The 6,982-nt window shown below is 76.7% G+C and carries 6 protein-coding genes and 1 pseudogene; 5 read left to right on the forward strand and 2 right to left on the reverse strand.

Annotation, left to right across the window (positions count from 1 at the left end; translation table 11 throughout):
* Window positions 1-914 (forward strand): ATP-grasp domain-containing protein (locus tag HLB09_RS10725; protein ID WP_212770903.1); only part of this gene is annotated, 914 nt, incomplete at its 5' end.
* A 160-nt stretch (window positions 915-1,074) separates the two neighbouring features.
* Window positions 1,075-1,461 carry an STAS domain-containing protein gene (locus HLB09_RS10730; protein ID WP_171203371.1) on the forward strand — a complete coding sequence of 129 codons (387 nt, stop codon included), beginning with the start codon at window positions 1,075-1,077 and terminating at the stop codon, window positions 1,459-1,461.
* 46 nt (window positions 1,462-1,507) lie between these two features.
* Here HLB09_RS10730 and HLB09_RS10735 read toward each other — a convergent pair whose 3' ends face one another.
* Window positions 1,508-2,812, reverse strand: a complete 1,305-nt coding sequence (locus tag HLB09_RS10735; RefSeq protein ID WP_171203372.1) for a NupC/NupG family nucleoside CNT transporter — start codon at window positions 2,810-2,812, stop codon at window positions 1,508-1,510.
* 80 nt (window positions 2,813-2,892) lie between these two features.
* Between HLB09_RS10735 and HLB09_RS10740 the strand changes: the two genes are divergently transcribed.
* The 3 genes from HLB09_RS10740 to HLB09_RS10750 all read left to right on the forward strand — a co-directional run bounded on the left by HLB09_RS10740 (window position 2,893) and on the right by HLB09_RS10750 (window position 6,354).
* A complete protein-coding gene (locus HLB09_RS10740; RefSeq protein ID WP_171203373.1) occupies window positions 2,893-4,113 on the forward strand; it encodes a multidrug effflux MFS transporter in 1,221 nt (406 codons plus the stop codon).
* Window positions 4,114-4,272: 159 nt separating this feature from the next.
* Window positions 4,273-5,244: an aldo/keto reductase gene (locus HLB09_RS10745; protein WP_171203374.1), complete on the forward strand. Its 972-nt coding sequence runs from the start codon at window positions 4,273-4,275 to the stop codon at window positions 5,242-5,244.
* Window positions 5,245-5,331: 87 nt separating this feature from the next.
* Window positions 5,332-6,354 carry an aldo/keto reductase gene (locus HLB09_RS10750; protein WP_171203375.1) on the forward strand — a complete coding sequence of 341 codons (1,023 nt, stop codon included), beginning with the start codon at window positions 5,332-5,334 and terminating at the stop codon, window positions 6,352-6,354.
* A 56-nt stretch (window positions 6,355-6,410) separates the two neighbouring features.
* Here HLB09_RS10750 and HLB09_RS10755 read toward each other — a convergent pair.
* Window positions 6,411-6,982: pseudogene (locus tag HLB09_RS10755) on the reverse strand (hypothetical protein); the annotation flags it as partial.

Raw genomic sequence — 6,982 nt, forward strand, 5'->3', positions numbered from 1 at the left:
CCCGCCCCACCGGTGGCCGCCCCGCCACCCCTCGGCCGCTCGTCCTGCTCGCCACGTGCCGCGACCTGCCGGACCTCGACGCCGAGGGCCAGGGCCTCGTGCGCGCCCTCCGGGGCCGGGGCGCCGACGCCCGGCCCGCCGTCTGGGACGACGGGGGCGAGGACTGGGCGGCCGCCGACCTCGTCGTCGTCCGCTCGACGTGGGACTACGTGCCCCGGCGCGCCGACCTCCTCGCGTGGGCGGAGCGGGTGGCCGCCGTCACCGCGCTCGAGAACCCGCCGGACCTGCTGCGCTGGAGCACCGACAAGACCTACCTCGAGGACCTGCGGGCGGCCGGGCTCCCCGTGGTCCCGTCCGCTCTCCTCGCCCCCGGGGACGGGGAGGAGCACCCCTTCCTCGACCGGGAGCACGTCGTCAAGCCGACGGTCTCGGCGGGCTCCAAGGACACGCTGCGCCTCGGCGCCGAGGAGGCGGAGCGCTCGCGGGCGCACGTGCGCGCCATCCACGCGAGCGGCCGGACGGCCCTGGTGCAGCCCTACCTCGCGGGCGTCGACGACCACGGGGAGACGGCGGTGGTCCTCCTCGACGGCCGGCTCTCCCACGCCGCCCGCAAGGGGCCGCTGCTGCGACGCTCGGCCGACCTCGTGGACGGCCTCTTCGCCCCCGAGGAGATCACCGCGCGGGAGCCGTCGGCGGCCGAGGCGGACGTCGCCCGGAGGGCGCTGGAGGTCGTCCGCGCCCGGACCGGCGCGACGCCGCTGTACGCCCGGGTGGACCTCCTGCCCTCCCCGGACGGCCCGCTGCTCCTCGAGCTCGAGCTGGCGGAGCCCTCCCTCTTCCTCGAGGTGGCGCCGGGGGCGACCGAGGCCCTCGCGACCGCGGTGCTCGCCCGCGCGGCGAGCCCCGGCGGCTGACGGGCCCGCACCGAGGGGTGACCCGCGCGCCCTCCCCGTCCGCCCGGCGGTTACGGTGTACGCACCGGTGCCCGCCGGCGGACGCGCGGGACGGCCGAGCGGGCTCGGTGGAGCAGACCGGCGAGCGCGACGGAGCACCAGCGGACGGGCGAGGAGACGCATGGACGGCACCCCCCGGGGGCACGACGTCGAGCGACCGGCCGGCCGGGTGCAGGCGCTGCCCGACGAGCGGCTGCTCGTCCTCGAGGGCGACGTCGACCTGTCGGCCGTCGAGACCTTCGACCGCAGCACGAGCGACGACCTCGCCTGGGTCCGCTCCATCGACGTGAGCGGCGTCAGCTTCGTCGACACCCAGGGGCTCGGGCTCCTCCTGCGCGTCGCCGCACCCCGCGGCCGCGACGCCCCGACCGACCGCCCCGCGCTGCTGGGCGCCTCGCCGCAGGTGCAGCAGCTGCTCGAGATGCTCGGCGTCGACGCGCTCTTCGAGATGCGGGCGGTCCCGGGCGACGACGGCGCCGCGGCCGACGAGCTGCGCCCGCCCGCCTGACACCCGCCCCACCCGTGGGCGACGACGTCCTCGAGGTGGGGCGTCCTTAGGTGAAGGCGCCCACGACGAGGCCGGCCACCGCGGCGTTCGAGAGGTTGGCGAGGCTGCCCGCGAGCAGCGCCCTCAGACCCAGGCGGGCGACGACGGGCCGCAGCGGCGGGTGCAGGCTCGAGATGGTGCCGATCTGGATGGCGATCGAGGAGAAGTTGGCGAAGCCCGCCAGCGCGAAGGTCGTGACGACGACGGTGGTCGGCGACAGCTGGTCGACCTGCGGGCCGAACGCGGCGAAGGCGACGAACTCGTTGAGCACCGTCTTCTGGCCGATGAAGGAGCCCGTCGCCGCGGCCTCGGACCACGGGACCCCCAGCAGCCAGGCCAGGGGGGACAGCACCGTGCCGAGCAGGCCCTGGAAGGTGAGGCCGTCGGCGCCGAACCACCCGCCGACCGTCCCGAGGACCCCGTTGGCGAGGGCGATGAGCGCGACGAAGGCCACGAGCAGCGCCGCGACCGTCACGGCGATGCGCCCGCCGGCGAGGGCGCCGCGCCCCACGGCGTCGATCGCGTTGGCGGACCCGGTGTCCCGGTAGCGCCGGACGTCGGTGTGCGCGACCTCGTCCGCCGGGTCGTCCTCGACGGGGTCGTCGGCGCCCAGCCCCAGGCGCGCCCGTCGCTCGTCGTCGGTCTCGGGCGTCGCGTCGGGCCACACGAGCTTGGCCATGAGCAGGGCGGCGGGGGCGTTCATCACGGTCGCCGCGAGGAGGTACTCCAGCGGCGCGCCGAGCAGCGAGTACCCGACGAGCGTCGAGCCGGCGGCCGCGGCGAAGCCCGCGGTCATGACGGTGAACACCTGGGCGGTGCGCAGGCGCCTCAGGTACGGCGACACCATGAGCGGCGCCTCGCTCTGCCCGAGGAAGACCACCGTCGCGCCGTAGAGCGACTCGACGTCGCTGACGCGCAGGAGCCGGGCCAGCGCCCCGCCGAGGTAGTAGGTCAGGTGCTGGATGACGCGCAGGTGCAGCAGCAGGCCGATGAGGGCGCCGAGGAAGACGATGACCGGCAGGACGGTGAGCGCGAACGCCGCGCCGCCCGCGTCGGCGCCCAGGTCCAGCAGCGGGCCGAAGACGAAGGCGGTGCCCTCCTCGGCGTACCCGATGAGGGCCTCGAAGCGGCCGGACACCCACTCCAGCGCCGCGGCGCCAGGGCCCCAGCGCAGCACCAGCGCGGCGAAGCCGACCTGCAGCGCGAGGGCCGCGCCCACGGTCCGCCACCGCACACCGCGGCGGTGCCGGGAGACGAGGAGCGCGACCCCGAGGAGCAGGGCCAGTCCCAGGACGCCGCGCAGCTCCCCCATGCCCGCACGGTAGGCCCGCGCCCCGGGCCGACGCGCGGGCCGCGGCGGGCGGCGCCGTCGAGCCGTGGTGGGGTGGGCGCGTGCCAGCACGAGGACCGGTCGCACGCGGGACGACGTCCACCCGGGCGCCGGCCTTCTGGGTGCTCGTGCTCCTCAGCGGCGTCTCGGCGCTGGCGACGGACATGTACCTGCCCGCCCTGCCCGCGGTCGGCCGCGACCTCGGGGCGGGGGACGTCGCCGCGCAGCTCACGCTCACCGCCTTCCTCGTCGGCTTCGCCGCGGGATCGCTCGTGCTGGGGCCGGTGAGCGACGCGGTGGGGCGGCGGCCCCTGCTGCTCCTCGGGCCCGCGGCCTTCGCCGTCGCCTCGGTGCTGTGCGCGCTGGCGCCGGGCGCCGGCGTCCTCGTCGTCGCGCGCCTCGTGCAGGGCGTCGCGGCGTCGGCGGGTGCGGTGTGCGCCCGCGCCGTCGTCAGCGACACCCACCGGGGCGCCGACGCCGCCGCCCGCTTCGGGCTGCTGACGGCGGTCGGGCTGCTCGGCCCCGTCGTCGCGCCGACCGTCGGCGCCGGCGTGCTGCAGGTGGGGGACTGGCGCCTGGTCTTCGGCGTCCTCGCGGGGATCGGGCTGCTGCAGGTGCTGGGGGCCTGGCGGGGCGTGCCCGAGAGCCTCCCGGTGCACGAGCGCGGCGGGGCGACGGCGGCCGCCACGGCGGCGCGCGTCGTCGACCTCCTGCGGGACCGCCGCTTCACCCGGCACGTGGTGGTCGCCTGCCTCGCCACCGTCGGCTTCTTCAGCTACATCGGGGGCTCGAGCCTCGTCCTCCAGGGCGTCTACGGCGTCGGCGCCGCGACGTACGGGCTCGTCTTCGCGGCGAACGGGGCGGCCATGGCGGCGACGAGCTTCGCCTTCGCCCGGCTCGTCCACCGCTGGCCCGCGACGGCGCTGCGCCGCACCGGTCTCGCGGTGGCCGCCGGGTCGTCGGCCCTCCTGCTCGTCGCCGCCCTGCTGGCGCCGGCCGTGGGCGGCGGGCCTCCGCCGTTCCCGCTCGTCTGGGTGCTCCTCTCCGGCCTCACCGCGGGCATGGGGCTCGTGCTGCCGGCCGGCTTCGCCCTCGCGCAGGCCGCCGGGGACCGCGCGCGCGGCACGGCGTCGGCGCTGTGCGGTGGGCTCGCCTTCACCTGCGGCGCGCTCGTCATCCCCCTGACCGGCGCCGTCGGCACCGGCTCGGTGGTGCCGATGGCGGCGCTGATGACGCTGGGGCTGTCCCTCGCGCTCCTCGCGTCGCGCCGGGCGACGGCCTGACGGAGGCCGGCAGGTGGGGAGGCCGAGCGAGCCGGCCCGAGGTGCGGCCCGGGGGGGTGCCGCCCGGGGGTGCGGCCCGGGGGTGCGGCGGAGACGTGGACGTGGTCGCGTGGTCACCGCGCCGCGGGACCCGCCCGGGACGCGGAGCAGGAGGTCGACGTGCAGTACACGAGGCTGGGCAGCACCGGGCTGGAGATCTCGCGGATCGCGCTGGGGTGCATGAGCTACGGCGTCCCCGAGCGGGGCGGGCACCCCTGGTCGATGCCGGAGGAGGAGAGCCGGGAGTCCATCCGCCGCGCGCTCGAGGCGGGGGTCACCTTCTTCGACACGGCGAACGTCTACTCCGACGGCACGAGCGAGGAGATCGTCGGGCGCGCGCTGCGCGACATGGCCTCCCGCGACGACGTCGTCATCGCGACGAAGGTCCACGGCCGCATGCGCCCCGGCCCGAACGGCGCCGGGCTCTCGCGCCGGGCGATCCTCACGGAGGTCGACAACAGCCTGCGGCGCCTCGGTGTCGACCACGTCGACCTCTACCAGATCCACCGCTTCGACCCGATGACGCCGGTCGAGGAGACGATGGAGGCCCTCCACGACGTCGTGCGTGCGGGGAAGGCCCGCTACCTCGGGGCCTCGTCGATGTGGGCCTGGCAGTTCCAGCAGATGCAGCACGTCGCCGAGCGCCACGGGTGGACGCCCTTCGTCTCCATGCAGGACCACTACAACCTCCTCATGCGCGAGGAGGAGCGCGAGATGCTGCCGTACTGCGAGGCCACCGGCGTCGGCGCGACTCCCTGGAGCCCGCTGGCCCGGGGCCGCCTGACGCGGCCGTGGGACTCCGAGACCGCGCGCAGCGACACCGACGAGTTCGGCAAGGGCCTCTACCGCGACGACGACGCGCGCATCGTCGACGCCGTCGCGCAGGTCGCCCGCGAGCGCGGCGTGACGCCGGCCCAGGTGGCGCTGGCCTGGGTCATGCGCCGCCCGGCGGTGTCCGCGCCCATCGTCGGGACGACGAAGCCCCACCACCTCGACGACGCCGTCGCCGCCGTCGAGCTGGAGCTGTCCGACGACGAGGCCGCGCGGCTCGAGGAGCACTACGCGCCGCGGGAGAACGCCGGCTTCGCCTGAGCCGGGGGAGGGCGGTCCGTCCCACCTCGCCCGGGACGTCACCGGCGGGCAGGGTGGGCGGACACCCCACCGGAGGAGAGCACCGCGATGGAGCACCGCACCCTCGGCCGCAGCGGCCTGGCCGTCTCGACCTACGCGCTCGGCACCATGACGTTCGGCGCGGAGGCCGACGAGGCCAGCAGCCACCGCATGATGTCGCAGTACGTCGACGCCGGCGGCGTCGTCCTCGAGACGGCCGACGTCTACGCCGGCGGCCTGTCCGAGTCGATCATCGGCCGCTGGATGGCCGCGCAGGGCTCGAGCACGCGCGACCGCGTCGTCCTGGCCACCAAGGGCCGCTTCCCCAGCCGCGGCGTCGAGCCGCGCGACGCCGGGGGGTCCCGCCGCAACCTGCGCCGCTCGCTCGACCGCTCGCTGCAGCGCCTCGGCGTCGACCACGTCGACCTCTACCAGGTGCACGCCCACGAGGCCGTGACGCCGATGGAGGAGACCGCCGGCTTCCTCGAGGACGCCGTGCACCAGGGCAAGATCGGCTACGCGGGCCTGTCGAACTACACCGGCTGGCAGACCGCCACGATGACGGCGCTGGCCGCCGGGCGGTTCCCGCTCGTGAGCCACCAGCCGCAGTACAACCTGCTCGTCCGCGAGACCGAGCACGAGATCGTGCCCGCCGCGGTCGCCGGGGGCCTCGGCCTGCTGCCCTGGAGCCCGCTCGCCGGGGGCTGGCTGAGCGGCAAGTACCGCCGCGACGCCCGGCCCGAGGGAGCCACGCGCCTGGGCGAGGACCCGCAGCGCGGCATGGAGGCCTACGACAAGCGCAGCGGCAGCCAGCAGACGTGGGACGTCCTCGAGGCCCTGCAGCAGGTCGCCGAGGGGCGCGGCGCGACGATGGCGCAGGTGGCCCTGGCGTGGCTGCACGACCGCCCGGGCGTCTCCTCGGTGATCCTCGGCGTCCGCACCCCCGAGCAGCTCGAGGGCAACCTCGGCGCCGTCGGCCTGCACCTCACCGACGTCGAGACGGCGAAGCTCGACGAGGCCAGCGCCCCCGTCGTGGCCGACTACCCCTACGGCCCCGCCGGGGTCGCGCAGCGCACGCGCACGCTCGACTGAGCAGGGGAGGGGCCGCCCGCCGGGGCGGCCCCAGGCTCCCGTCGGAGCCGACGCCCCTACCCCAGCGCCTCGGCGCAGAAGTCCGGGGCGCGGAGCTGCGAGTAGCGCTCGCCGCAGGTGACGCCGAACCGCTCGTCGTCCGAGCCCTCCTCGGCGAGGGCGTAGAGCTCGTCGCAGTCCACGCCGTCGCCCGCCGCGCAGCCGTCGCGGAGGCGGTCGAGGACGGCGTCGTCGGCCGGCCGCACGTCCTCGCGCACCGGGGTCCCGTCGAGCTCGTCCTGGCACCACTCGGGGGCGGACGCCTCGGTGAAGCGCTCGCCGCAGGTGAGCCCGAAGGTCTCGTAGGCGGTGCCGAAGCCGGAGGAGTCGAAGAGGTCGTCGCAGGCGAGGCCGTCCCCGGCCTCGCAGTCGTCCCACAGCGCGTCGAGCACCGGGTTGTCGCCGTACCGCTCCCCCTCCTCGAGGCCGAGGAAGGAGCCGTCGCCGAGGGCGTCCCACGCCGCGCGGGCGCCCGTGACCGCGAGCACGGACCCGCCCACGAGGGCGACGAGGAGGGCCGCGGCGCCGACGACCCAGTGCCACGCCGGGCGCGGGGGCCGGGGGGCCGGGGCGACGCCCCCGGGAGATC

It is taken from the genome of Pseudokineococcus marinus (assembly GCF_013004605.1).
GTDB classification, from domain to species: domain Bacteria; phylum Actinomycetota; class Actinomycetes; order Actinomycetales; family Quadrisphaeraceae; genus Pseudokineococcus; species Pseudokineococcus marinus.

Coding starts and splice junctions, on each gene's coding strand:
- HLB09_RS10730 (WP_171203371.1), top strand. CDS start 1,075: ATGGACGGCACCCCCCGGGGGCACGACGTCGAGCGACCGGCCGGCCGG.
- HLB09_RS10750 (WP_171203375.1), top strand. CDS start 5,332: ATGGAGCACCGCACCCTCGGCCGCAGCGGCCTGGCCGTCTCGACCTAC.
- HLB09_RS10735 (WP_171203372.1), bottom strand. CDS start 2,812: ATGGGGGAGCTGCGCGGCGTCCTGGGACTGGCCCTGCTCCTCGGGGTC.